Raw genomic sequence first — 23,086 nt, forward strand, 5'->3', positions numbered from 1 at the left:
ACGTCATCGGGTCGCGGAGGCCTGGCGCTCGACCAGCTTCGCGCCGTCCATGCCGACCGGCTCCGGCGCGACCAGCGCGCCCGGGCGGAGCTTCTGCAGGCCGTTCACGACCACCCGCTCGCCGGCGTTCAGGCCGCTCAGCACCACCTTGAGGCCGTCGGCGGAGGCGCCGAGCTTGACCTCGCGGTACATCGCCTTGTGGTCGTCGCCCACGACCAGCACGAAGGTCTTGTCCTGGTCGACGCCGACCGCGCGCTCGCTGACGAGCAGCGCCGGCGCGGACTTGGCCTGGCCGAGCCGCAGCCGCGCGAACTGGCCCGGCATCAGCGCGCCGTCCGGATTGTCGAACGCCGCGCGCAGCCGCACCGTGCCCGCCGTCGCGTCGACCGAGGGGTCGACATAGGACAGGCGGCCGATGACCGGCGCGCCGGTCGCGGTGGTCATCTCGACCGGGATGGCGGCGAGCTTGTCGGCGTGATCGCCGCCCCCGGGAAGGCTTGCGAGCGCGCGCGCCACCGCGCCCTCGTCGGCGTCGAAGCTCGCGTAGACGGGATCGACCGAGACCAGCTTGGCGAGAGCCGGCGCGCCGGGACCCGCGGCGATCAGATTGCCGACGGTCACCTCGATCCGACCGACGCGGCCGGCGACCGGGGCCCGGATCTCGGTGTAGCCGAGGTTGAGCTCCGCGGTCCGGAGCGCCGCCTGCGCGCCCTGCGCCGCGGCCTCCGCCTGCCGCAGCGCGCTGTCGCGGGTGTCGAGATCGCGCTCGGAAATGGTGGAGGCGGAGGTCATGCGGCGGCCGCGCGTGAGGTCGTTGCGGGCGAGCGACACCCGCGCCTGGGCGGCGGCGAGATCGGCGCGGGCGCGGTCCACCTCGGCCTGGTAGGGATCGGGATCGATGGTGAAGAGCGGCGCGCCCTTCGCGACCAGAGCGCCCTCCCGGAAGTGGACGGTCCGGATCTCGCCGGCGACCCGCGAGCGGACCTCGACGCGGTCGACCGCCTCGAGACGGCCGGAGAAGCTCGACCAGTCCACGATGTCGCGCGGCTCGACCGCGGCGACGCTCGCCGGCGTCGCCTGCGGCGCGGCCGGCGCGTCGGCGGAGACGCCGCCGGTCGGCGACAGGATGACGGCGGCGAACGCCAGGACGGCCGCGGCGCCCAAGGCGGCGGCGCGGGCGGAACGAATGACCATCGCTTGCGTCCCCAGCAAGATGCAAAACCATACCGATCAGTATGGTACCGATAGGTAGATTTGCGGAGGCGGGGAGTCAAGGCGAAAGATATCGAACGGTATGAAAAACGCCAGAGACCCTCGCACGCGCTCGCAGGCGGCGCGCGGGAGGGTCTCTGGCGGGAGATCGGCTCGGCTATGTGGAAGCGCCCGCGCGGGCGACCCTCCGGAAGGGTCGTCCGCGGGCGGGGGTGAGCTCACTCGGCGGCGACCGCGCGGCCTTCCGGATCGTCGCCGCGCTCGATGTAGGCCTGGGCGTCCTCGCGGCGCTCGAACACGTGCGGCGCGAGGCCGCGACGGCTGAGAGCCTCCTGCATCTTCAGGCGCAGGAAGGCGCTCGTCGCGTAGCGAGTGGTCTTCAGGTAGTGGTGCTCCGACATGTACTCGATCATCTCGGCGTAGGCGTCGTACAGGTTCTCGCTGATCTTGAAGCCGTCGTGGTTGATCACCGAGTTGACGCGCCGGCCGACCGCCTTGCAGGCGTTGACGAGGATGCGGCGCAGATCCGCGATGTCGTTCTTGCTGCGCGCCTGCCAGCCCTCGAGGTTGACGAACAGGATGTTGCGGTCGTGGTCGTAGCTCACCCGCTCCGGCAGGCGCAGGTTCAGCAGGTCGGCCTTCAGCTCCATCGGCTCATCCATGAAGATGCGCCGGTCCATCAGGCCGGGGTTCCTCACGATCGGCTTGAAGTCCATGTGCGCGAGGATGTCCTCCTCGATCTCGATGCCCGGCGCGACCTCGATCAGCTCGAGACCCTCGCGGGTGAGCTGGAACACGCAGCGCTCGGTGACGTAGATCACCGGCTGGCCGCGCTCCGCCGCGAACTCGCCCGAGAAGGTCACCTGCTCGACGTGGTCGATGAACTTCCGCGAGCGGCCTTCCTTGACGATCTTCACCTCGCCGTTCTCGATCTTCACCTCGAGGCCGCCGACCGTGAAGGTGCCGGCGAACACCACCGCGCGGGCGTTCTGGCTGATGTTGATGAAGCCGCCGCAGCCGTTCAGCTTGCCGCCGAAGGACGAGGTGTTGACGTTGCCGTAGCGGTCGCACTCGGCCATGCCGAGGCAGGTCATGTCGAGGCCGCCGCCGTCGTAGAAGTCGAACATCTGGTTCTGATCGATGATGCAGTCGGCGTTGCTCGCCGCGCCGAAGCTCGACCCGCTCGCCAGCACGCCGCCGACCGCCCCGGCCTCGGTGGTGAGGGTGATGTAGGGCGTCACCTTCTCCTCGGCCGCGATCGCGGAGATGCCCTCCGGGGCGCCGACGCCCAAGTTGACCACGCCGTTCGGCGGCAGCTCGAACGCCGCGCGACGGGCGATGATCTTGCGGGCGTCGAGCGTCATCTTCTTCATGGAGGCGACCGGCACGCGCACCTCCCCGGACAGCGCCGGATTGTGCAGCACGCCGTAGTTCATACGGTGCATCTCGCCCTCGGCGACGACCACGCAGTCCACCAGGATGCCGGGAACGCGCACGTCCTTGGGGCGGAGCGAGCCGTCCTCGACGATGCGCTCCACCTGGGCGATCACCACGCCGCCGTTGTTGCGAGCGGCCATGGCCTGGGCCAGCACGTCGAGGGTGAGAGCCTCCTTCTCCATGGAGATGTTGCCATGGGGGTCGGCGCTGGTGCCGCGGATGAAGGCGACGTCGATCTTGGTGGCCTTGTAGAACAGCCACTCCTCGCCCTCGACCTCCACCAGCTTGACGATGTCCTCGTCGGTCAGCTCGTTCACCTTGCCGCCGCCGAGGCGCGGGTCGACGTAGGTCTTCAGGCCGACCTTGGAGAACAGGCCGGGCTGGCCCGCGGCGCAGGCGCGGTAGAGCTGCGAGATCACGCCCTGGGGCAGGTTGTAGCCATAGATCTTGTTGGCCTTGGCGGCCTCCGCCACCTTCGGCATGCGGCCGAAGTTGGCGGCGATCACGCGCTTCAGCAGGCCGTCGTGGTGCAGCCGGCCGGTGCCGAGGCCTTTGCTGTCGCCGGCGCCGGCGGTCATGATCAGCGTGAGGTCTCGCGGCGCGCCGCTCTCGACGTAGCGCTTCTCCAGAGCCGCGTGGAGCGCCTCCGGGATGCAGCTCTGGACGAAGCCCGTCGTGGTGACGACGTCGCCGTCCCGAATGAGCGCGATCGCCTCGTCCGCCGTGATGACCTTGTTCTTCTTCATGCCCAGCCGTGTCCTGACCCTTCGCCGCGCCGGCCCGCGTGCTGGCGACGCCCGCGCTCTGCGCTTTGTCGTCAATGTAACGGATACGTTCCGGACCGTGCAATCGCTCCCTATGGAGGAAGACCATTGGAGCGACCGGAGAAAAGAGCATTTCGCGAACAGTTGTGCCTCGCCCGCGCCCGCGCTTGTCGTCCGCTCAACGCAGGGATGCGGAACGGCGCGTCTGCGCTGGCATTCCAAATGCCTTGCTGCAGCGCAGCATAAACATGGCAATACTTCACGGCCGCGGCTCCGTGGGGCGGCGTGGCGCGACGGCGCCGTTGGGGGATTGAACCGTGAAGCCGGCCGCGCAATGGTGCCGCGGAAAAATCGGGAACATTTTCCATGCGCATGCTCACCACAGCCGTTCTTCTCGCCTCCGCCGCCGCCCTCCCCGCAGCGGCCGCAGGTTTCGAGCTTCCGCCGCGCAAGCCCGGCCAATGGGAGATGTCGATCCAGGTCGACACCGCCGCCATGCCGCCGCAGGTGATCCGGATGTGCCTCGACGCCGAGACCGACAAGCTCCTGAACGAGAAGTTCAGCGGCATGGCCTCCAACATGTGCTCCAAGCAGGAGCAGACGAAGGACGGCGACGCCATCGTGCTCGACAGCGTCTGCCAGCTCGGCGATATGAAGTCGGAGTCGCACTCGGTGGTGACGGGCGACTTCGACAGCGCCTACACCATGAAGACCGACATGAAGATGAGCGGCAGCAATGCGCCGAACGGGGTGAAGAACATCACCCCCGGCGGGCCGATGACCCAGCAGACCACGCTGAACGCCAAGCGCACCGGCGAGTGCGAGGCCGCGATGAAGCCGGGCGACATCGATCTCGGCGGCGGCCGCGTGCTGAACGTCCGCGACATGCCCTCGCCCAACATCCAGTGAGCGACGGCGGCGCGGAGGCGCCTCAGGCCGCGCGCGGGCGCTCCGCCGCGCCGTAGAGCGTGCGCCCCGCGTCGGTGAGCGCCAGCTTGGTGCGCTGGGTGCGGGCGTCGCGCGAGGCGACAGCCACGAGGCCGAGGTCGTCGGCGAGATCGGCGACGGCGCGCAGCACCAGCGCGTGGGCGAGGCCGAAGACCTTGGCGAAGGAGCGGCTGTCGGCGGCGACGCCGGCGCCCAGCGCCGTCACGAGCCCGGCGTGCAGCGGCGTCAGTCCGGGCGCGGCCTCGGTCACGGCCTCGACCGCGGCCATGAAGGCGGTCTCGTCCTGGGCGAGCGCCGCGGTCACGCCGCCGCCTCCGCGCGGGGCGCGAGCGACACCAGGACCGACTTCGACAGCGGCGTGTCGCTGAGGTCGCCGACCTTGTTGAACGGCACCACGGCGTTGAGCTCGGGATAGTAGCCCGCGATGCAGCCGCGCGGGATGTCGTAGGCGATCAGGCGGAAGTCCTCGGCGCGCCGGGTGCGGCCGTCGTCGGCCGAGCCCACCACGTCGACCCGCGCGTTCGGCGCCGATCCCATCGCGGCGATGTCGTCCGCGTGCATGAAGATCACCCGGCGCTCGCCGTAGACGCCGCGGTAGCGGTCGTCGAGGCCGTAGATCGTGGTGTTGTACTGGTCGTGGCTGCGGAAGGTCTGCAGCACGAACTGGCCGCCGGTCCGGCGCGCCGCCTGATGCTCCACCTCGACCGGGAGCGGGACGGCCGAGAACTCCGCCAGGCGGGAGGGGGTGTCCCACTGGCGTTCGGCGGCGGGGTTGCGCAGCCGGAAGCCGCGCGGCCGGCGGACGCGGACGTTGTAGTCCTCGAAGCCCGGGATGACGCGGGCGATGCCGTCCCGCACGAGGTCGTGGTCCTCGGCCATGGCGGCCCAGTCCACATGGGCGGAGCCGACCGTCGCCGCCGCCATGCCGCAGATGATCGCGACTTCGGACTTCAGATGCGGCGAGGCCGGCTTGTTGATGCCGCCGGAGCCGTGGACCATGCTCATCGAGTCCTCGACGGTCACGATCTGAGAGACCTTCTTGGCGTTGCGGTCGATCTCGGTGCGGCCGAGACACGGCAGGAGGTAGGCGACCTCGCCCACCGACATGTGGCCGAGGTTCGGCTTGGTCGCGATCTGCACCGTCAGCCGGCAGGCCCGCAGCGCCGCCTCGACGACCTCGGTGTCCGGCGTCGCGCGGGCGAAGTTGCCGCCGAGGCCGATGAAGACCTTGGAGCGGCCCTCGACCATCGCCTCGATCGCGTGCCGCACGTTGTGGCCGGGCTTGCGCGGCATGGCCTTGCCGTAGACCGCCTCGAGGTTGTCGAGCAGCCAGGCCGGCGGGTTCTCGTTGATGCCGACGGTGCGGTCGCCCTGCACGTTGGAATGGCCGCGCACCGGGCAGAGCCCTGCGCCTTCGCGGCCGATATGACCGCGCAGGAACAGCAGGTTCGCGATCTCGCGCACGGTCGCGACGGAGTGCTTGTGCTGGGTCACGCCCATCGCCCAGGTGGCGATGACGCGCTCGGCGCCGAGGTAGACGTCGGCGAGAGTCTCGATCTCGTCGTAGGTCAGGCCCGACTGGTCCTCGATCGCGCCCCAGGAGGTCGCCTCGACCTCCGCGCGCCAGGCGTCGAGCCCCGTGGTGTGCGCGGCGATGAAGGCCTCGTCGAGCAGCGACGCGCGGCCCGCCGCCCGCTCGGCGGCGTCGCGGGCGAACACGACCTTCGCCACGCCGCGGATCGCGGCCATGTCGCCGCCGAGCTTCGGCTGGAAATAGTGGCTTGCGATCGAGGTCGACCCGCCGCGGATCATCTCGATCTTGTCCTGCGGGTCGGAGAAGCGCTCCAGCCCGCGCTCGCGCACGGGATTGAGCACCGCCACACGGGCGCCGCGCTGCGCGGCCTTGCGCAGGTCGCCCAGCATGCGGGGATGATTGGTGCCGGGGTTCTGGCCGATGACGATGATCGCGTCGGCGTGGTGGAAGTCCTCGAGCGTCACCGTGCCCTTGCCGACGCCGATCGCCTGGATCAGGCCGACGCCGCTCGCCTCGTGGCACATGTTGGAGCAGTCGGGGAAATTGTTGGTGCCGTAGACCCGGGCGAACAGCTGGTAGAGGAACGCCGCCTCGTTGGAGGCGCGGCCCGAGGTGTAGAACTCGGCCTCGTCCGGATGGGCGAGCCCGTTGAGCTCCTTCGCGATGCCGGCGAAGGCCTGCTCCCAGCTCACGGGAACGAAGCGGTCGGTCGCGCGGTCGTAGGCCATCGGCTCCGTCAGCCGGCCCTGGCCCTCGAGCTCGTAGTCGCTCCAGCCGCGCAGCTCGCTCACGGTATGCTTCGCGAAGAACGCCGGCGTCGCGCGCTTCTCCGTCGCCTCCCAGGCGACCGCCTTCACGCCGTTCTCGCAGAACTCGAAGGATGAACCGTGCTCCGGGTCGCCCCAGGCGCAGCCCGGGCAGTCGAAGCCGTCGGGCTGGTTCGCCTTCAGCATGGCCTTGGCGCCGGTCAGGACCGCGCCGCTCGCCATCAGGTGCTTTCCGCAGCTGCGAAGAGCGCCCCAGCCGCCTGCGGCGTGGGAGCGTTTGAGGGGAGCGGTCGCCTCGGCCATGGGTCAAACCATTCTAAGGAGAAGCGCGAGCCCTACGCGATCGGGCCAGCAATCGATCTGCGAGATAATCCCGAATTTCTCCAACTGCAACAACAGATCAATCGAATACTCCGCACGCAGAAGCTGCATGGCTCCTATGCGCGAAGTCTAAAACAATTCAAGGGAGGCATTTCCCACCCTTACTATCGGATCGGGCTATCGAACGATCGAGGAATCGCTCCAAATATTTCGAGTCATCTACGAGCGCGATCATATGATAGGAAAATCGCATCATGCCGCGGCGCAATATCGAAACCGCGTCCGCGAAGGGTTTTTCCGGCCACGTCGAGTGATTAGATTGCGCGTCCGCCGTCGCCTGCCGCGACGGAGCAAAGGCGTCTGTCCCGCATGCAATCCATCATTTCGATCTCCGGCCTGTCGAAGACCTACGACGGGGGGTTTCAGGCGCTGAAGCGCGTCGATCTCGACGTCGCGCCCGGCGAAATCTTCGCGTTGCTGGGGCCGAACGGCGCGGGCAAAACCACGCTGATCTCGATCGTCTGCGGTCTGGTGAAGGCGACCGGCGGCTCGGTCCAGGTCGGCGGCCACGACATCGTCGCGGACTACCGCGCGGCGCGCTCGCTGATCGGCCTCGTGCCCCAGGAGCTCTCGACCGACCGTTTCGAAAGCGTGTGGGACACGGTGGCGTTTAGCCGCGGGCTGTTCGGCAAGCCGAAGAACCCGGCCTACGTCGAGAAACTGCTCCGCGACCTCTCGCTCTGGTCCAAGAAGGACGAGCGCATCCTGGCGCTGTCCGGCGGCATGAAGCGGCGCGTGCTGATCGCCAAGGCGCTGGCCCACGAGCCGCGCGTGCTGTTCCTGGACGAGCCGACCGCGGGCGTCGACGTCGAGCTGCGCCGCGACATGTGGCGGCTGATCCGCGAGCTGCGCGACACGGGCGTCACGGTGATCCTGACGACCCACTACATCGACGAGGCCGAGGAGATGGCCGACCGGATCGGCGTCATCCGCGCCGGCGAACTGATCCTCGTCGAGGAAAAGACGGCGCTGATCGCCAAGCTCGGCCGCAAGGAGCTGATCCTGCAGCTCGGCGCGCCGCTGGCGGAGGTTCCGGCGTCGCTCGCCCGCTACGGGCTGGAGCTGCGGCGGGAGGGCTGCGAGCTCGCCTACGTCTACGACGGCGCGCGCGAGCACGCCGACCTCGCGGCGTTGCTGACCGAACTGACGGCCGCGGGCGTCGCCTTCAAGGACATCCGCACCACCCAGTCCTCGCTCGAGGACATCTTCGTCGATCTCGTGAAAGAGCGCGCATGACCCCCTCCGTGAACCTGCGCGCCGTCGGAGCCATCTACAAGTTCGAGATGGCCCGCGCGCTCCGCACGATCATGCAGAGCGTGATCTCGCCGGTGATCTCCACCTCGCTCTATTTCGTGGTGTTCGGCGCGGCCATCGGCCAGCGGATGCAGGAGATCGACGGCGTCCCCTACGGGACCTTCATCGTGCCGGGCCTGGTCATGCTCTCGCTGCTGACGCAGAGCATCGCCAACGCCTCGTTCGGCATCTACTTCCCGCGCTTCGCCGGCACGATCTACGAGATCCTGTCGGCGCCGGTGTCCTACCTCGAGATCGTCGTCGCCTATGTCGGCGCGGCGGCGACCAAGTCGATCGTCATCGGCCTGATCATCCTCGCCACCGCCTCGCTGTTCACGCCGCTCACCATCGAGCACCCGGTCCTGATGGTGACCTTCCTGCTGCTGACGGCCTTCACCTTCAGCCTGTTCGGCTTCATCATCGGCGTCTGGGCGGACGGGTTCGAGCAGCTGCAGATCATCCCGCTGCTGGTGATCACCCCCCTCACCTTCCTCGGCGGCAGCTTCTACTCCATCGACATGCTGCCGCCCTTCTGGCGGGCGGTCAGCCTGTTCAACCCCGTGGTCTATCTCGTCAGCGGCTTCCGCTGGAGCTTCACCGGCAAGGCCGACGTCCACATCGGGGTGAGCCTCGCGATGACGATGGTGTTCCTGCTGGCCTGCCTCGTGGCGATCCGCTGGATCTTCAAGACGGGCTATCGCCTCAAGGCGTGACGGCGCATCCCGAAAGCAAGCAGCCCCGCGCGTCGTTCCGGGCGAAGTCCCGGGACCTAACACCCCGCCGCTTTTAGGTTTTCCGACAACGGCGGGGGATGGGTTCCGGCATTCCGCTTCGCTGCAGCCGGAACGACGCCGCGTGTTTGCCGCTCAGTCCGCCGGCTTCACCTTCAGCGTGGAGCCCTCGGCGGCCATCACGCGCACCCGCGCGCCGGCGGGGAGATCCGGGCCGGTCGCGCGCCAGACCGTGTCGTCGATCCGCACGCGGCCGGCGCCATCGACGAGCGGCTCGTCGAGCGACAGAACCCGCCCGACGCAGGCGTGCGCGCGCCGGTTCAGGAGCGGCCGGTCGCTGACCGCGGCGTTGTCGCGGCGGCCGAAGAACCACCAGCCCACGGCGGCGGCGAGGCCGAGCACGGCGAAGGCCAGCACCTCGGTCTGCCAGCCGGGATCGACGAGAAAGGCCAGCGCGCCGACGGCGATCGCCGCGAGCCCCAGCCACAGCAGCACGGTGCCGGGCGCCACGAGTTCGATCGCGAGCAGCGCGACGCCGAGCACCACCCAGCGCCACGGCCCGAGGCCGCCGATCAGTTCGACCAGCACCGCCCTCAGGCCCCCGACGCCGGAGACGCGCCGGCGTTCGGCACGCTTCCGCGCCGGGACCCGGAGGTCCGGGCGGCCGGCGTCGCGCCGCCGTCGCTTCCGAAGGTGTCGCGCGCGATCTCGGCGATGCCGGCGAGCGAGCCGATCAGCGCCGTCGCCTCATAGGGCACGATCAGCGTCTTCTGGTTCGGCGAGGTGGCGAGCGCCTTCATGGCGTCCACGTACTTCTCGGCGATGAAGTAGTTCAGCGCCGCCATGTCGCCGCGCGCCACCGCCTCGCTGACGAGCGAGGTCGCGCGCGCCTCGGCCTCCGCCTGCCGCTCGCGCGCCTCGGCGTCGCGGAAGGCGGCCTCCTTGCGGCCCTCGGCCTCCAGGATCTGCGCCTGCTTCGCGCCCTCCGCCACCAGGATCGAGGCGCGCTTCTCGCGCTCGGCCTTCATCTGCCGGCCCATGGCGGCGACGAGGTCCGCCGGCGGGGTGATGTCCTTGATCTCGATGCGGGTGACCTTCACGCCCCAGGGCCCGGCGGCGGCGTCGACCACGTGCAGCAGCTTGATGTTGATCTCGTCGCGCTGGGACAGGATGTGGTCGAGGTCCATGGAGCCCAGCACCGAGCGGATGTTGGTCATGGTCAGCGCCATCATCGCGCGCTCGAGGCTCGTCACCTCGTAGGAGGCCTGGGCCGCGTCGATCACCTGGTAGAAGGCGACGCCGTCCACCGTCACGCTGGCGTTGTCGCGGCTGATGACCTCCTGGCTCGGGATGTCGAGCACCTGCTCCATCATGTTCACCTTGCGCCCGATCTGGTCGATGAACGGCACGATGATGGTGAGGCCGGGGTCCAGCGTCCGGGTGTACTTCTGGAAGCGCTCGACGGTGTAGTTGAAGCCCTGCGGGACCGTCTTCACGCCGGCGAAGATGACGAAGATGATCAGCAGCGCCGCCGCGATCGCGACGATGTCGAAGCCGGACAGCATAAACGAGGTCCCCCTTTTTGGCGGCGCCATGAGGCGCCAACGGCCTTGCGAACGCAAGCCGCAAGGGCGGCGGCGCCCTTCGGGCGAGGGAACCCGGAGCGCTTGAAAGCCGCGCGTCCCGCGCCCACCTTAACGATCGGCCGGACACCCCGGCCTTCGGAGCGCTTTGTTTACGAGGCTCCGTCAAAGTCGCTTATGCGAAGGACTTTGAACATGTCGCGTATGACGAGTTTTCAGAGCCCGTTTCTGCTCGGGTTCGACGGCCTTGAGCGCGCGCTGGATCGCGTCGCGAAGAGCGCCGACGGCTACCCGCCGTACAACATCGAACGTGTGGGCCCGTCGCTCGACGGGCCGGAACGGCTCCGCATCACGCTCGCCGTCGCAGGCTTCCAGCCCGAACAGCTGGAGGTCACGATCGAGAAGAACGAACTGGTGATCCGCGGCCGGCCGCCGGCCGAGCGCGAGGACCGCGTCTACCTCCACAGGGGCATCGCGGCCCGCCAGTTCGTGCGGGCCTTTCTGCTCGCCGAAGGCATGGAGGTTCTCGGCGCCGATCTTGCGACGGGACTTTTGGTCGTCGATCTCGTTCGTCCAGAGCCGAAACGCGAAGTTCAACGTATCGCCATCGCGTCGCGCGACGAAAGCAGCCGCTTAGCGGAGAAGGAGTGAGTCATGATCCGGGAAAACGCTTCGGTCCGTCAGGGGCCTCTGAGCTCCGCCGAATTCGCGGCCGTCGGCGACGGCCACATCGCCTACGTGAAGCCGATCCTCTCCGAGGAGCTGAACGCCCTGTTTCCGGAGGCTCCCGAGCTTGAGCCGGGTCTGAAGCTGTTCGCGCTGCTCGGCGCCAACGGGCAGCCGATCGTGGTCGCGGACAGCCGCGAAGCCCTCTTCGAGAGCGCGCGCGAGCACGAACTCGTCACCGTCAGCCTGCACTGAGGTCAGCCGCGAAGACCTAAAGCCGGACGCCCTGCGGAGTCACGGGGCGTCTGGCGCTTGCGCTCGGCGCGTGGCCGACCGCCTGCAAACCAAGCAGGCTTAAGCCGCGTTCGAGGCCAGGGGCTGGGTCAGCACGGCGTGCAGCGCCGTCGCGTCGCGGGAGGCGCGCAGCTTCTGAGCGGTCGCGGGGTCGCGTAGGACGCGGGCGACCCGCGCGAGCGCCTTCAGATGGTCCGCTCCCGCCGTTTCCGGCGCGAGCAACAGGAAAGCGAGGTCGACGGGCTCGCCGTCCAGCGCGTCGAAGTCGATCGGGCGGTCCAGCCGCGCGAACAGCCCGAACAGCCGGTCGAATTTCGGCAGCTTGCCGTGCGGGATCGCGATGCCCGCCCCCACGCCCGTGGAGCCGAGCCGTTCCCGCTGCAGCAGCGTCTCGAACACGTCGCGCTCGGGCAGGCCCGTGAGCTCCGCGGCGCGCGCCGCAAGCTCCTGGATGGCCTGCTTTTTCGAATTGACTTTGAGCGCCGGTAATATCGCGTTCTGCGCGACGAGGTCGGCTAGGGGCATCTGACGTCGAAACCTCGGCTGCGCGGCCCGCAGCGACGCATGGGAGCCTGTCCCACGCGCCACGACCGCGGCTCGAATTCAGTGGCCGTCCGCGCCGCCAACCGGGGGCGGGTCAATCCAGCCGACGTTACCGTCAGCACGGCGATACACCATATTGATGCGGCCGTGAACCGCATGCCGGAAAACGACCACAGGCGCGCCGGTGAGGTCGAGCTCCATCACCGCAAAACCCACGGTCATGCGGCGCAGCTTGGTGGTGGTCTCCGCGACGATGACCGGGCTCCAGCCGTCGTCCTCGAGGTCGGTCTCGTCGGTCGGGCTCTCGAACACGACGTAGGGCGCGTTGTCGTTCGAATCAGCCTCGGCGTGATGGTCCTTGAGACGCGCCTTGTACCGCTTCAGGCGGCGCTCGATGCGGGCCGCGGCCTGGTCGAAGCTGGCGTAGGCGTCCGCAGCCGCGCCGGCCGACTGCAGGACGATCCCGCTGTCGAGGTGCAGCGAGCACTCGGTGCGGAACCCGGAGCCGTCCTTGGCGACGGTGACGTGGCCTGAGAATCCCCCGTCAAAATACTTCGACATCGCGCCAGAAATACGATCCTGAACCTGCTCTCGAAGGGTCTCTCCGAGATCGAGGTTCTTTCCGGAAACGCGCAACGACATGGATTTCGCTCCACGGCTGACGACAGGAGGTCGGGCGCTGGAACCATGCCTCGACGCCGCCAAAACCGCGTCGCCGAACGCACCGTCGTCGCCCCTCCTTTTAAGACCTAAGAGCCGCCCATATCGAAGTCAATCGGCCCTTCGGCACGATCATTTTTCCGCTAATCCCTTGAAAAACTTGTCGGAACTCTATTGAGCCGGCACGTTGCGCGCCGACGTCTTCTCGCGCCGCCGCTGCACCGAGGAGGGAATGCGCAGGCTCTCGCGGTACTTGGCGACGGTGCGGCGGGCGATTTCGACGCCCCCGTCGTGCAGCCGCTTCACGATCGTGTCGTCGGACAGAACGTCGTCCGGGCTCTCGGCGTCGATCATGGTGCGGATGCGATGCCGCACGGCTTCCGCCGAATGCGCGTCGCCGCCGTCGGCGCTCGCGATCGAGGCGGTGAAGAAATATTTGAGTTCGAACACGCCGCGCGGCGTCGCCATGTACTTGTTGGCGGTCACCCGCGACACGGTCGATTCGTGCATGCCGATGGCGTCCGCGATCGTGCGCAGGTTGAGCGGCCTGAGGTGCGCGACGCCGTGGACGAGAAAGCCGTCCTGCTGGCGCACGATCTCGGTCGCGACCTTGAGAATGGTCCGCGCCCGCTGCTCGAGGCTGCGCGTCAGCCAGTTCGCCGTCTGCAGGCATTCGGTCAGGAAGGTCTTCTCGCCCTCGTCCTTCGCAACCCGCACCACCTTGGCGTAATAGGCCTGATTCACGAGCACCCGTGGCAGGCTGTCGGCGACCAGCTCCACGAGCCAGGCGCCGTCCTGGCCGAGCCGCACCAGCACGTCAGGGCTGACCGACAGCACCACCTCGCCGCCGAACCCGCGCCCGGGCTTGGGTTCGAGCCGCTTCAGCTCCGCCAGCATGTCGGCGAGGTCCTCCTCGTCGACGCCGCACAGCCGGCGCAGCGCGGCGAAATCGCGGCGGGCGACCAGCTCCAGGTTCTCGACCAGGGCCTGCATGGCGGGATCGTAGCGGTCGCGCTCCCGCAGCTGGATCGCGAGGCATTCCGCGAGGGTGCGCGCGCCGACGCCGCTCGGCTCGAAGGTCTGGATGACGCGCAGGACGTCCTCGACCGCCTCCAGCGAGGCGCCGAGACGCTCGGCGATCGATTCGATCGGCTCGCGGATGTAGCCGGCTTCGTCGACCAGATCGATGAGGTGCAGGCCGATGGCGCGCTCGACGGTCGACGACACGGCAAGCACAAGCTGGCGCTCCAGGTGATCGGCCAGCGTCGGACGGTCGGCCACGTAGGCTTCGAGGTCGGCGCCCTCCCCCGAACCGGCGGAGCCCGGACCGATCGACGACCAGTCGCCGACGTCGGGCGGGGTCTCCGCCGGCGTCCGGGCCGCCTCCTGGGGCGCGTCGTCGGGAAAGACGTTGCCGAAGTCGGTGTCGAGCCGCTGTTCGATTTCGGACCGCGAGCCGGCGCCGCCGTCCTCGGCCCAGTCGTCGGAGCTCTTCGCGCCCTCGAAGGCCTCCTCGAGGCGGCGCTCCTGCGCCTGCGCCTCGTCGGGCACGTCTTCGACCCGCTCCTCCTGCCGCTCCAGAAGCGGATTCTGCTCGAGCTCGTTCTCCACGTAGGTCGCGAGGTCGAGGCTCGACAGCTGCAGCAGCTTGATGGCCTGCATAAGCTGCGGCGTCATCACCAGCGACTGGGATTGGCGCAGAAGCAGCTTTGGGGTCAGGGCCATGAGTGCGGGCGCTCGGACGGCTGAGGCGACGCGGCCCCGGCTGTCGCGCACTCGTTAGCGGCGGCCGGACCGCGTCGTCGACACGGGAACTGGGCGGCCGCGAAGCGCCCGCCAAACGGATCGTCTGCGACTTCGACCCCCGCCGCAAGGCGTGTGGGCCGATTCTTGCATAACGAACCGCTTCGCCGTTCTTAAAGCCGAAACTCTTCGCCGAGGTAAAGCCGCCGCACGTCCGGATGGGACACGATCTCGTCGGGCGTCCCCTCCATCAGCACGCGCCCCGCGTGAATGATGTAGGCGCGGTCGATCAGCCCGAGCGTCTCGCGGACGTTGTGGTCCGTGATCAGCACGCCGATGCCCCGGTTCGTGAGGTGCCGCACCAGCGCCTGGATGTCGCCGACCGCGATCGGATCGATGCCCGCGAACGGCTCGTCCAGCAGCATGAAGCTCGGCCGGCTCGCGAGCGCGCGGGCGATCTCGACGCGGCGCCGCTCGCCGCCGGACAGCGCGATCGACGGCGACTTGCGCAGCCGCGCGACGCCGAACTCCTCCAGCAGGGCGTCGAGGTCGTGCTCGCGCCGCTTGCGGTCCGGCTCCACGACCTCGAGCACGGCGCGGATGTTGTCCTCCACCGACAGGCCGCGAAAGATCGAAGCCTCCTGCGGGAGATAGCCGACCCCTAGCCGCGCGCGGCGGTACATCGGCAGGCGCGTCACGTCGTTGCCGTCGAGCTCGATCCGGCCGCGGTCGGCCGGAACGAGTCCGGTGATCATGTAGAACACCGTGGTCTTGCCGGCGCCGTTCGGCCCGAGCAGGCCCACGGCCTCGCCGCGCCGCACCGACAGGCCGACGTCGTGCACGACGGCGCGGGAGCCGTAGCTCTTGGCGAGCCCCCGCGCGACCAGCGCGCCTTCGGCGACGTCGGCGGTCTCGAAATCATGGCCGTCCGCCGACGGCGAATAGGCGGCCTCGGGCTGCCGCCGTCCGGCGGCGAAACGCGACATCAGGCTCACGCGGCGCTCCTAGGGCTGCTGGCGCTGCGCGGGCTTGAACACGCCCTGCACGCGCCCGCCGCCCGCGGCGCTTTCGACGCGCGACCGCTGGGTCGTCAGGTCGACGTGCAGCCGGTCGCCGCGAATGACGTTGTCGCCCTGGGAGACCACGACGCCGCCCGTCAGCACCACGGTGTTGCTCGGCATGTCGAACACGCCGTGCTGGCCCGTGGCCTTCTGCTCCTTGGAGGTGACGACCACGTTGCCGTCGGCCTCGAGGCGGCGGATGTCGCGGCCCTGCGGCGCGCTCGGCGTGCCGCTCGGGCCCGAGGTCGCGCCCTGGGTCGGACGCTGCCCGTCCTTCGGCTTCTGCGGCTGATCGTTCGGGCCGTAATAGTAGATCGTCAGCTGCTTCGACTTGAGCGTCGAGTCGCCCTGCACCACCTGGACGTTGCCGGAGAACACCGCGGCCTGGTCCTTCTCGCGCACCTCGAGATTGTCCGCCTCGACGTTGACCGGCTCGTCGGAGCGGCCGGAGAACCCTTCGAACGCGCTTGTGACGGACTGCGCCGAGGCGACCGCCGGCAGCGCGAGACTTGCGAAGATCGCGAGAACGAAACGCATCGGCGCCTCCTTGGGCGTAGTGTTTTGAGCTTTCACGGCGTTGGCGGGGGATTGGTGGGGAGAGCGGCGTCCGCGGCGGGGGCCCCCCGACGCAGCGTCAGCTTAACACGGCCGGAGAACCGCATGCTGTCGCCGCTGTGCAGGATCTCCATCCGATCCGCAGTGAGCAGCGAACCGCCCATCTTGATGGTGACGGGCTGGTCGGACACGATCCGGCCCGTCTTCAGTTCCGCCCGTGCGCTGTCGAAGGTCGCGTCGTCGCCCTTGTCGGAGATGGCGCGCACGCTCTTCGTGAGGTCGAGCACCTGCGTCGTCGCGTCGTAGACGCCGACGCTGGAGGTGAGCGTCGCCCACCCCTGGTCCGTCATTTCGATCCGCGCTCCGAGGCCGTCGAGCTCGATCCTGTTGGGGCTTGCGATGGTCTGCCGCGCGGTGCGGGCGGTGACGTCGTAGGCGCGGTCCTGCCCGTTGAAGCCGCGCAGCCGCGGCGCGTCCATGGCGACCGTGGAGCCGCCGACGTCGATGCCGGCCACGTCCACGTGCACTTCGTCGGACAGGGGCTCCAGCACCGCCGCGGCGCCCACCGCGACGACGAGCGCCGCCGCCAGCGTCGGCGTGGCGATCCTCAGCCGCCGCACCAGCCGGCTGTGCCGCTCGGCGCGCCGGAACGCCTCGGCCGGGACGCCGCCCGCCGCAGCCAGGGCGATGATGGGAGAGGACCTCAGCACGCGGTCGTTCCGTCAGGCGTGCGAGAAGATGTCGTTCTCGGCCCAGCCCGCGAGATCAAGCGCCGCGCGCACGGGAACGAAGGCGAAGCAGGCGTCGGCGAAGGCCGTGCGGTTCTCGCGCGCCAGCACGCCGTCCAGCTTGGCGCGCAGGGCGTGCAGATGCAGCACGTCGCTCGCGGCGTAGGCGAGCTGCGCGTCCGACAGCTCGTCCGCGCCCCAGTCCGACGACTGCTGCTGCTTGGAGATCTCGACGCCGAGCATCTCGCGGACGAGATCCTTCAGGCCGTGGCGGTCGGTGTAGGTGCGGACCAGCTTGGACGCGATCTTGGTGCAGTAGACCGGCTCGGTCATGACGCCGAAGGCCTTGTAGAGGGCCGCGACGTCGAACCGGGCGAAATGGAACAGCTTGGTCACCGCGCGGTCGCGCAGCAGCGCCTCGATGTTCGGGGCGCGCGTCTGGCCTGGCGCGATCTGCACGAGATCGGCCGAGCCGTCGCCGGTCGAGAGCTGGACCAGGCAGAGCCGGTCGCGGTGGGGATTGAGGCCGAGGGTTTCGGTGTCGATCGCGACCGCAGAACCGGGGACGTAATCGTTGGGAAGATCGCCCCGATGAAGTCGGATCGTCATGCGCGGCTCTACCGATCATGCGCGCCGGGCGTGCGACGAAGCGAAGCCGCCGGGCAGGCGCGCGTCAAGACGAACACGTTCGAGCGCCGCGAGAATGACTTCGCGACGCTCGAACGTGGATGTGGTGCCCAGAAGAGGACTCGAACCTCCACGGTGTTACCCACACGGACCTGAACCGTGCGCGTCTACCAATTCCGCCACCTGGGCTCGCGGTGGGTCTTAGGGGGTCGACAGGGGGCCTGTCAATGGCGCTGTGAAGCTTATCCCAGGCATCCGCCGCGCGCCCGCCGGGACGGGCGGAGGACATCCGACCTATTGGACGGGGCGCGCGCAATTCAGCCCTAATCGTTGACGAAGGATGAACGCGGGGCCGGCCGAACGTCATCGCAGGGATTTGCCCGATGTCTCTCCACGCACCATCCGCAGCGGCGCTCGTCGCGACGCTCGCGCTTGTCTCCTCCGCATCCGCCCAGCAGCCGCCGAGCGCGTCCCAGGCCGCCGCGGCTCTGGTCGGCCAGGGCGTCGCCGCTCGGGCCGTCGACGACGCCGCCTGCCCCCGCGTCGTGGCGCTCAAGGGCGCGGAGAGCTTCCCGCGCGGCAAGGGGGGCGCGAATCAGGCGACGCTCGGGGGCCTCGCCCGCGACTGCGCCGACCTGGGCGCCGAGACGCTGGTGAAGGTCGCCGTGACCGGCGACGGCGTCCGGGCGACGACCGCCGGACCGAGCTGGTTCAACGCGCCGCTCACCATCGCGGTGCTCGACGACCGCGGACAGGCGGTGGCGACCCGTCGCGCCAAGGTGAAGGTTCAGCTGCCGCGCGGCGCGACGTCCGGCCCGTTCGCCTATGTGGTCGAGGACCTGTCGCTGCCGCCGGCGAAGGACTACGCCGGCTGGTCCGTGGTGGTCGGCTTCGAGATGAGCCAGGCCGAACTGCAGCGCGCCGCGAAGGTGGTGACGGCGGGGCGGTGAGGCGGCCTCGCCTCCGGATCGGCCGCAGACACGACGATCACAAGAAGGCGCCCAAACGAAAAGAGCCGCCCGGAGGCGGCTCTTTTGAAACCTAACGTCGCGTTCGCTCAGTTGAGCTTGGCGCGGAGTTCCGAGAGGCCGTTGTCGAACAGCGTGTCGCCCAGCGGCCCGCGGGCCTGGGAGGTCAGCACGTCGGCGGCGGCGGAGACGGCCGCGTCGGCGGCGGCGGAGCGCACCTCGGTGACGGCCTGGGCCTCGGCCATGGCGATCTTCTGCTCGGCCTGCTTGGTGCGGCGGGCGACGAACTCCTCGACCTTGGCCTTCGCGTCGGCCGCGAGACGTTCGGCGTCGGCGCGGGCGGAGGCGACGATCTCCTCCGCTTCACGGTCGGCCTGGTCGCGCTTGCGGGCGTATTCGGCCAGCAGGCGGCTCGCCTCCTCGCGCAGGGCGCGGGCTTCGTCGAGTTCGGCCTTGATCTTGGCCGCGCGGCGGTCGAGCGCGGCGGTCACCTTCCCCGGCACGCCGAGATAGACGAGCACGCCGATGAAGATGACGAAGGCGACGAGAACCCAGAATTCAGCGCTTCCCATGGTCCCGTCTCCTCAGCGTGCGAGCGAGGCGTCGACCGCCCGCTCGATCTCGGCCGCCGGCGCCGAAGCGCCCGCCAGCCGCTCGACGATGGCCGAGGCCGCGTCGACGGCGATCACGCGGACGTTGGACAGAGCCTGCGCCTTGGTCGCGCCGATCTGCGCTGCCGCGGCCTCGAGCTTGGCGTTCAGCTCGGCCTCGGTGCGCTTGCGGTTGTCGTCGGCCTCCTTGGAGACCCGCTCGCGGGTCTCGGACGCGATCGTCTGCGCCTTGGAGCGCGCGTCGGCGAGCGCCTTTTCGTAGGCCTCGCCGGCCGCCTTGCTTTCGGCCCGCAGACGGCGCGCCTCGGCGAGATCGCCCGCGATGCGTTCGGCGCGGCCTTCGACGATGTTGGCGACGCGCGGGATCGCGACCTTGCTCATCAGCAGGTAGAGCAGGCCGAAGAAGATCGCGAGCCAGAGGATCTGGCCGGCGAAGGTGGACGAATCGAACGGCGGAAACGCGCCGCCGCCGCCATGGCCGCCGCCGTGCGCTTCCGTGCCGGCGTGCGTCTCGGCGGGCGTCGCGTGCTCCGCCTGCGCCAAGATGATTGTGCCGGCCGGACCAGCGGTCTCGGTCATCGAAAGCTCTCCATCGATCGCGCGTCAGGCCGCGCGGGCGGCCGGGAGGGCCGCCTCACGCGAAGGTCCGTCCGAAATCAGACGGCGAACAGCAGCAGCAGCGCGACGAGCAGCGAGAAGATGCCGAGCGCTTCCGTCACCGCGAAGCCGAAGATGAGGCGGGCGAACTGGCCGTCGGCGGCCGAGGGGTTGCGCAGCGCGCCGGCGAGGTAGCTCGAGAAGATGTTCGCGACGCCGACGGCGGCGCCGCCCATGCCGAGGGTGGCGAGACCGGCGCCGATGAACTTCGCGGCTTCAGCTTCCATGACGAGAACTCCGATTGGGACAGTGGGTTTCGGGGCGATGACGCCGCAGGCCTGATCAGTGGCCGGGGTGCAGCGCGTCGTTGAGGTACATGCAGGCCAGCAGCGTGAAGACGTAGGCCTGCAGGAAAGCGACGAGGAACTCGAGCGCGGTGATGCCGATCGCCAGGATGAGCGGCAGCACGCCGAGCGCGAGGCCGACGCCGCCGAGGCTCGCGGAGAGCATCGTCACGAAGCCGGCGAAAACCTTCAGCGTGATATGTCCGGCGAGCATGTTCGCGAACAGACGGACGCTGAGGCTGATGGGGCGCGAGAGGAACGAGATGACCTCGATCGCCGCCACGAGCGGAAGGATGTAGCCCGGCACGCCCGACGGCACGAACAGGTGCAGGAAGTGCGTCCCGTGCTTGGCGAAGCCGTAGATCACGACCGTCAGCATCACGACCATCGAGAGCGCGAAGGTGACGATGATGTGGCTGGTGACGGTGAAGGTGTAGGGGATCAGGCCGATCAGGTTCGCGAACAGCACGAACATGAAGAGCGAGAACACCAGCGGGAAGAACTTCATCCCGCCGTCGCCGGACGTTTGTCGGACCGTGCCGGCCACGAACTCGTAGGACATCTCCGCCAGAGACTGCAGCCGGCCCGGCACAAGGGTGCGGGCCGAGGTGCCGATCATCAGGAAGCCGGTGATGAGGACGACCGTCAGCGCCATGTAGGCGGCGGAATTGGTGAAGGCGAACGTGCCCTCGCCGATGAGCGGAACGATCTGGAACTGGTGGATCGGATCAAGTGCGCCGGCCATCGTTCCTTCAGCCTGTTACGGGCGCGCCGCTCTTGGCGTCCCTCGTCCTCGAAAAATCGGACGTCTCCGGGGTCCCGAAGGCGTCCGACGAAACTGCGCGGCGCGCTTTTCGGGAGGCCTAGTGGCCCGGGCCTTTGACGAGGCCCGCCGAGCGCATCACGTTCAACACCCCGGCGGCGAAGCCGAGCAGCAGAAAGACGATCAGGCCCCAGGGGCTCGATCCGAACAGCTTGTCGACCAGAAAGCCGACGATGCCGCCCGCCACCACGCCCGCGACGAACTCCGAACTGAGCCGGAACGCCTGAGCGAGGCCCGAGGAGACGTCGCCGCCGGAGCGGCCGTCAGCGCCGGTGGATTTGGAGGAGCCCCGCTTTTCGATCTCGCGATCGAGCCGCTCGAGACGCCCGGCCAGATCGCCGTCGCCGGGAGCGTCGTTCCGATCCGGACGCTGGTCGGAGCCTTGCGTCATAACGCTCGCATCCCCTCCCGACCCCCGGAGCCGTTCGTCGCCCCCTTCAAGTCGCGCGCACCCTAATTTTTGGGGCATAGGCTGTCAAGGTTCCGCCGCAAAGTTACAACGCCTTGAAAATAATGTGAAAAACACCGCCGCTCGGGGGTGCGGCGGAAACGTCGCGGGCGCCGGGCGGTATCTCTTGCGGGATATTCGGCGGAAGTCGCCGGCCGGCCGGCCGACAAAGGCGCGCCCGGCTCCGCCAAAGCGGCCGCCAACGTCGTCAAGGCCGCGAATCTGCGTCCAGGAGCGGCCGGGCTTGAACGAGAAAGGCCGGCGCCTCCTGGAGGCGCCGGCCCGTAGCGTCGCGCGATGGGCGATGGATCAGTCGAGAACCGCCTTGCCGTTCGCGTCGACCTTCACGTCCTTCTTGCCGTCGGCCGCCGCGACGTCGATCTCGTAGGCGACCGCGCCGCTTTCGCGCTCGACTTCGGCGCTGACCGCCTTGCCGCCGGCGAGCTGCTCGGCCGCGGCCACCGCCGCCTTGAGCTGGGTCGAGGCCTTGTTGAAGTCCGCGGGCTTCAGCATCGTGAAATAGACCTCGATGGGCTGGTTGGCCTCGCCGGTCACCTGGCCGGAGTTCGGGTCGACATAATACTCGGTGAGCTTGTCGCCCGTCGCGCTCAGCACCTTCACTTCCCAGCGGCCGCCGTTGTCGTCCTCGAACTCGACCTCGGTGGCCTTGCCGCCGCCCTTGGCCTCGGCCGCGTCGATCGCCTGGACCAGCGACACCTTCGCGTTCTTCGCCATCTCGGTCTCGTCGGCGCGGGCGCCGGAGACGGGAGCGAGAGCGACGGCGCCGAGCGCGAAAGCGCCGAGAGCGATGCGGGACACGGTGGACATGACGTAACCTCCGGAAGCCGGTCGGGTTGAGCCGACCGCACGTTGAACGAGGTCGGCGACAGCCGACCTTGGGCAGGCTCAACGCGGAGGCGCTTGCTATGTTTCGTCGCGCGCAGGAAATAAAGCGTGATCCCGCCCCCTTGGCCGGGGGCCGCGGCCGCCCCATGCACGCGCTTTCAGGACCCCGCCTTGCCCTCTCCCCTCTCGGCCGTTCTCAATCGCGATCTCGCGCTCGCCCGCGGCGGCGGGGCCGGGCTCGGCGTCGTCTTCTTTCTTCTGGTGGTGACCGTCACGCCGTTCGCGGTGGGGCCGGACCTGCCGCTGCTCGGCCGCATCGGCCCCGCCATTCTCTGGCTCGGCGCCCTGCTCGCCACCCTGCTCGGGCTCGACCGGCTTCTGCAGGCGGACCACGAGGACGGCGGGCTCGACCTTATGCACCTCGCGCCTGCGCCCCTCGAGCTGGTCGTCGCGGCCAAGATCCTCGCCCATTGGCTCACCACGGGCGTGCCGCTCGTCGTCGCCGCGCCGCTGTTCGCGGTGATGCTCGACGTCGGCCCGCAGACCTCGCTCAAGGTCGCGGCCTCGCTGCTCCTCGGGACGCCGGCGCTCGCCTGCCTCGGCGCGGTCGGCGCGGCGCTCACCGTCGGCCTGCGCCGCGGCGGGCTTCTGGTCCCGGTGCTGATCCTGCCGCTTGCGATCCCGGTGCTGATCTTCGGCGTCGCCGCGAGCGACCCGGCCCGCGACGGCTTCGGGCCGCTCGGCGTGCTGGCGGGCCTCGCGCTCGGCTATGCGGTGCTCGGCCCGGTCGCGGCCGCGGCCGCGCTCCGCCTGCTGCGGGATTGAGATGTGAACGCCTTGCGACGGATGGCGCGTTTCCTGCGGCGCAAAGGCGCCTTAGGTAACGGCGACCTCAGGATGGACGCATTCGACGACCGTAGAT

At 69.2% G+C, this 23,086-nt stretch carries 26 protein-coding genes and 1 tRNA gene; 7 read left to right on the forward strand and 20 right to left on the reverse strand.

Annotated features, from left to right (window positions below):
- Window positions 1-3 precede the first annotated feature (3 nt).
- Together JOD31_RS06760 and JOD31_RS06765 are read right to left on the reverse strand one after the other, a co-directional pair.
- Entirely contained in the window at window positions 4-1,194 is a 1,191-nt protein-coding gene (locus tag JOD31_RS06760) for an efflux RND transporter periplasmic adaptor subunit (protein ID WP_204949551.1), read from the reverse strand.
- A 236-nt stretch (window positions 1,195-1,430) separates the two neighbouring features.
- A complete protein-coding gene (locus JOD31_RS06765; RefSeq protein WP_204949552.1) occupies window positions 1,431-3,395 on the reverse strand; it encodes an acyl CoA:acetate/3-ketoacid CoA transferase in 1,965 nt (654 codons plus the stop codon).
- Between the two features lie 384 nt (window positions 3,396-3,779).
- Between JOD31_RS06765 and JOD31_RS06770 the strand changes: the two genes are divergently transcribed.
- Window positions 3,780-4,322, forward strand: a complete 543-nt coding sequence (locus JOD31_RS06770) for a DUF3617 domain-containing protein (protein ID WP_204949553.1) — start codon at window positions 3,780-3,782, stop codon at window positions 4,320-4,322.
- A gap of 22 nt (window positions 4,323-4,344) precedes the next feature.
- Here the strand turns inward: JOD31_RS06770 and JOD31_RS06775 are convergent, their stop codons facing one another.
- The gene (locus tag JOD31_RS06775; RefSeq protein ID WP_204950395.1) at window positions 4,345-4,629 is read right to left on the reverse strand and encodes a hypothetical protein; all 285 of its coding nucleotides are present in this window, start codon (window positions 4,627-4,629) and stop codon (window positions 4,345-4,347) included.
- 32 nt (window positions 4,630-4,661) lie between these two features.
- On the reverse strand, window positions 4,662-6,965 hold the full coding sequence (locus JOD31_RS06780; protein WP_204949554.1) for an FdhF/YdeP family oxidoreductase: 2,304 nt from the start codon (window positions 6,963-6,965) through the stop codon (window positions 4,662-4,664).
- A 387-nt stretch (window positions 6,966-7,352) separates the two neighbouring features.
- Here JOD31_RS06780 and JOD31_RS06785 point away from each other — a divergent pair, with 387 nt between their 5' ends.
- Both JOD31_RS06785 and JOD31_RS06790 read left to right on the forward strand, forming a co-directional pair.
- Complete coding sequence (locus JOD31_RS06785) at window positions 7,353-8,279, forward strand: ABC transporter ATP-binding protein (RefSeq protein WP_204949555.1); 927 nt, start codon at window positions 7,353-7,355, stop codon at window positions 8,277-8,279.
- Complete coding sequence (locus JOD31_RS06790) at window positions 8,276-9,049, forward strand: ABC transporter permease (protein ID WP_020187982.1); 774 nt, start codon at window positions 8,276-8,278, stop codon at window positions 9,047-9,049. Before JOD31_RS06785 ends, JOD31_RS06790 begins: the two co-directional genes overlap by 4 nt.
- Before the next feature lie 153 nt (window positions 9,050-9,202).
- Here the strand turns inward: JOD31_RS06790 and JOD31_RS06795 are convergent, their stop codons facing one another.
- Together JOD31_RS06795 and JOD31_RS06800 are read right to left on the reverse strand one after the other, a co-directional pair.
- Window positions 9,203-9,655, reverse strand: coding sequence for an NfeD family protein (locus tag JOD31_RS06795; protein ID WP_204949556.1), 453 nt, complete (start codon window positions 9,653-9,655; stop codon window positions 9,203-9,205).
- A gap of 5 nt (window positions 9,656-9,660) precedes the next feature.
- Window positions 9,661-10,629: an SPFH domain-containing protein gene (locus JOD31_RS06800; RefSeq protein ID WP_204950396.1), complete on the reverse strand. Its 969-nt coding sequence runs from the start codon at window positions 10,627-10,629 to the stop codon at window positions 9,661-9,663.
- Window positions 10,630-10,845: 216 nt separating this feature from the next.
- On the opposite strand from JOD31_RS06800, the gene JOD31_RS06805 reads away from it, so the two are divergent.
- Together JOD31_RS06805 and JOD31_RS06810 are read left to right on the forward strand one after the other, a co-directional pair.
- Window positions 10,846-11,301 carry an Hsp20 family protein gene (locus JOD31_RS06805; RefSeq protein ID WP_204950397.1) on the forward strand — a complete coding sequence of 152 codons (456 nt, stop codon included), beginning with the start codon at window positions 10,846-10,848 and terminating at the stop codon, window positions 11,299-11,301.
- 3 nt (window positions 11,302-11,304) lie between these two features.
- Window positions 11,305-11,571: a BQ00720 family protein gene (locus JOD31_RS06810; RefSeq protein ID WP_020187978.1), complete on the forward strand. Its 267-nt coding sequence runs from the start codon at window positions 11,305-11,307 to the stop codon at window positions 11,569-11,571.
- Window positions 11,572-11,670: 99 nt separating this feature from the next.
- On the opposite strand, the gene ptsN is transcribed toward JOD31_RS06810, so the two are convergent.
- From ptsN to JOD31_RS06850, 8 genes are all read right to left on the reverse strand, one after another.
- Entirely contained in the window at window positions 11,671-12,135 is a 465-nt protein-coding gene (ptsN, locus tag JOD31_RS06815; RefSeq protein WP_020187977.1) for a PTS IIA-like nitrogen regulatory protein PtsN, read from the reverse strand.
- A gap of 78 nt (window positions 12,136-12,213) precedes the next feature.
- Complete coding sequence (gene hpf / locus JOD31_RS06820) at window positions 12,214-12,795, reverse strand: ribosome hibernation-promoting factor, HPF/YfiA family (protein WP_024816629.1); 582 nt, start codon at window positions 12,793-12,795, stop codon at window positions 12,214-12,216.
- A 189-nt stretch (window positions 12,796-12,984) separates the two neighbouring features.
- The gene (gene rpoN, locus JOD31_RS06825) at window positions 12,985-14,538 is read right to left on the reverse strand and encodes an RNA polymerase factor sigma-54 (protein ID WP_204949557.1); all 1,554 of its coding nucleotides are present in this window, start codon (window positions 14,536-14,538) and stop codon (window positions 12,985-12,987) included.
- Window positions 14,539-14,729: 191 nt separating this feature from the next.
- On the reverse strand, window positions 14,730-15,551 hold the full coding sequence (lptB, locus tag JOD31_RS06830; protein WP_204949558.1) for an LPS export ABC transporter ATP-binding protein: 822 nt from the start codon (window positions 15,549-15,551) through the stop codon (window positions 14,730-14,732).
- 9 nt (window positions 15,552-15,560) lie between these two features.
- A complete protein-coding gene (locus JOD31_RS06835) occupies window positions 15,561-16,154 on the reverse strand; it encodes an LptA/OstA family protein (protein WP_204949559.1) in 594 nt (197 codons plus the stop codon).
- A gap of 32 nt (window positions 16,155-16,186) precedes the next feature.
- On the reverse strand, window positions 16,187-16,882 hold the full coding sequence (gene lptC / locus JOD31_RS06840; RefSeq protein ID WP_204949560.1) for an LPS export ABC transporter periplasmic protein LptC: 696 nt from the start codon (window positions 16,880-16,882) through the stop codon (window positions 16,187-16,189).
- Window positions 16,883-16,894: 12 nt separating this feature from the next.
- On the reverse strand, window positions 16,895-17,509 hold the full coding sequence (locus JOD31_RS06845) for a ribonuclease D (RefSeq protein ID WP_103119520.1): 615 nt from the start codon (window positions 17,507-17,509) through the stop codon (window positions 16,895-16,897).
- 122 nt (window positions 17,510-17,631) lie between these two features.
- Window positions 17,632-17,716, reverse strand: a tRNA-Leu gene (locus JOD31_RS06850).
- A 194-nt stretch (window positions 17,717-17,910) separates the two neighbouring features.
- On the opposite strand from JOD31_RS06850, the gene JOD31_RS06855 reads away from it, so the two are divergent.
- Window positions 17,911-18,477 (forward strand): hypothetical protein, encoded by a 567-nt coding sequence (locus JOD31_RS06855; RefSeq protein ID WP_204949561.1) that lies wholly within the window; start codon window positions 17,911-17,913, stop codon window positions 18,475-18,477.
- Window positions 18,478-18,584: 107 nt separating this feature from the next.
- On the opposite strand, the gene JOD31_RS06860 is transcribed toward JOD31_RS06855, so the two are convergent.
- From JOD31_RS06860 to JOD31_RS06885, 6 genes are all read right to left on the reverse strand, one after another.
- A complete protein-coding gene (locus JOD31_RS06860) occupies window positions 18,585-19,067 on the reverse strand; it encodes a F0F1 ATP synthase subunit B family protein (RefSeq protein WP_204949562.1) in 483 nt (160 codons plus the stop codon).
- 12 nt (window positions 19,068-19,079) lie between these two features.
- Complete coding sequence (locus JOD31_RS06865; protein WP_204949563.1) at window positions 19,080-19,685, reverse strand: F0F1 ATP synthase subunit B; 606 nt, start codon at window positions 19,683-19,685, stop codon at window positions 19,080-19,082.
- Window positions 19,686-19,762: 77 nt separating this feature from the next.
- On the reverse strand, window positions 19,763-19,990 hold the full coding sequence (locus JOD31_RS06870) for a F0F1 ATP synthase subunit C (RefSeq protein ID WP_020187966.1): 228 nt from the start codon (window positions 19,988-19,990) through the stop codon (window positions 19,763-19,765).
- 55 nt (window positions 19,991-20,045) lie between these two features.
- Window positions 20,046-20,792: a F0F1 ATP synthase subunit A gene (locus JOD31_RS06875; protein WP_204949564.1), complete on the reverse strand. Its 747-nt coding sequence runs from the start codon at window positions 20,790-20,792 to the stop codon at window positions 20,046-20,048.
- Window positions 20,793-20,910: 118 nt separating this feature from the next.
- The gene (locus tag JOD31_RS06880) at window positions 20,911-21,261 is read right to left on the reverse strand and encodes an AtpZ/AtpI family protein (protein ID WP_204949565.1); all 351 of its coding nucleotides are present in this window, start codon (window positions 21,259-21,261) and stop codon (window positions 20,911-20,913) included.
- A gap of 366 nt (window positions 21,262-21,627) precedes the next feature.
- Complete coding sequence (locus tag JOD31_RS06885) at window positions 21,628-22,146, reverse strand: PepSY domain-containing protein (RefSeq protein WP_204949566.1); 519 nt, start codon at window positions 22,144-22,146, stop codon at window positions 21,628-21,630.
- Between the two features lie 189 nt (window positions 22,147-22,335).
- On the opposite strand from JOD31_RS06885, the gene ccmB reads away from it, so the two are divergent.
- The gene (gene ccmB, locus JOD31_RS06890; RefSeq protein WP_204949567.1) at window positions 22,336-22,989 is read left to right on the forward strand and encodes a heme exporter protein CcmB; all 654 of its coding nucleotides are present in this window, start codon (window positions 22,336-22,338) and stop codon (window positions 22,987-22,989) included.
- The last annotated feature ends 97 nt before the right edge of the window (window positions 22,990-23,086 follow it).

It is taken from the genome of Methylopila capsulata (genome assembly GCF_016907975.1).
In the GTDB taxonomy this organism is placed as follows: Bacteria; Pseudomonadota; Alphaproteobacteria; order Rhizobiales; family Methylopilaceae; genus Methylopila; species Methylopila capsulata.